This is a genomic window from Clostridioides sp. ZZV15-6597, assembly GCF_020657815.1.
Classification (GTDB): Bacteria; Bacillota; Clostridia; order Peptostreptococcales; family Peptostreptococcaceae; genus Clostridioides.
Genome location: NZ_JAGWCT010000227.1, coordinates 1 through 1,124, shown reverse-complemented (window position 1 = coordinate 1,124; position 1,124 = coordinate 1). Strand labels below are relative to the sequence as shown.

Below are 1,124 nucleotides of genomic sequence, written 5' to 3'. Positions count from 1 at the left end.
AAATTATCGTTATTTATATTTTTATTAAGTTTTCTATTACATGTTCTTATGTTTTTGCAAATATTGCAAAACTTAACTTCTCCATTAGTTTCAAATATTTTTTCGTGTTTTGAATCATAAATAGATATTTTTAGCTTCAGTATATTAGATATTTGATTTGCAATATTTTCAATTATATTTATATTAATTAACTCTTGTATATTATTCTCAGAAAACATGATTGGTAATTGTTTTAAGCTCGAAAATTTATAGGGAACATAGGCGATTAATATTATCAAATCATTTTTACCAGTATTTATAATTTCATGTTCTGAATATGGTGGGCAATAGATTATTGATGATTTCTTTATATTAATCTTTCTACCATCAATTATTTGTATTCCTTCTCCTTGAATCACGTATAAAAGTTGTTCTTCACTTAAATGAAAATGTTTTTCTTGACAATTTCCTGGAAAAAATTTTACAACTCCAGCACTAAGTCTATTAGATTGTGTTTTTGATGGCTCATGTATCCATGTAACTTCTCCCCAATTAAATTTTTGCATTTCATATTTACTCGACTCACTAAAATACTCCATAAGCTCACCTCTTAGTTTTTGTCTAAATATTTTTTTATTCTTTCAAACGTCTCATTGCTTATAACATGCTCTATTCTACATGCATCTTTTTCAGCTATATTGAATGAAATTCCCAATGTATTTATTAGAAATCTAGTAATTAAAATATGTTTTTCATAAATTTCTTCTGCTTTTTTTCTACCATTTTCAGTTAAAATAATTTCACCATCAAACTTCATTACAATGAAACCACTTTCTTTTAAAATCCCTACAGCTCTACTTACACTTGCTTTACTATAATTTAGTTCTTTTGCTATATCAATAGACTTTACAATTCCATTTTTCTTTTCCAAAATCAATATTGTCTCTAAATAATTTTCTCTTGATTCATACATTTCTACTTCCCCCAAGCAATAACAATTCAATTCTAATATTTTTATCATACCAATTAAAAAAGTATAACTGTATGTTTTAACATCATAATCTAGATTGTTCATATATATAATAAAAAACACTCACTTTTATACTCATAAATATTTTTATCACTTACATTAATATATCTTATCA

General features: G+C 24.6%; 2 protein-coding genes. Both read right to left on the bottom strand.

Annotated features, from left to right (window positions below; translation table 11 throughout):
* Window positions 1-578, bottom strand: a 578-nt coding sequence (locus KGF52_RS21000) for a cupin domain-containing protein (RefSeq protein ID WP_227841520.1), incomplete at its 3' end; no start/stop codon positions are given.
* Between the two features lie 11 nt (window positions 579-589).
* A complete protein-coding gene (locus tag KGF52_RS20995) occupies window positions 590-952 on the bottom strand; it encodes a metal-dependent transcriptional regulator (RefSeq protein WP_227841519.1) in 363 nt (120 codons plus the stop codon).
* Between the last annotated feature and the right edge of the window lie 172 nt (window positions 953-1,124).

Coding starts and splice junctions, on each gene's coding strand:
- KGF52_RS20995 (WP_227841519.1), bottom strand. CDS start 952: ATGTATGAATCAAGAGAAAATTATTTAGAGACAATATTGATTTTGGAA.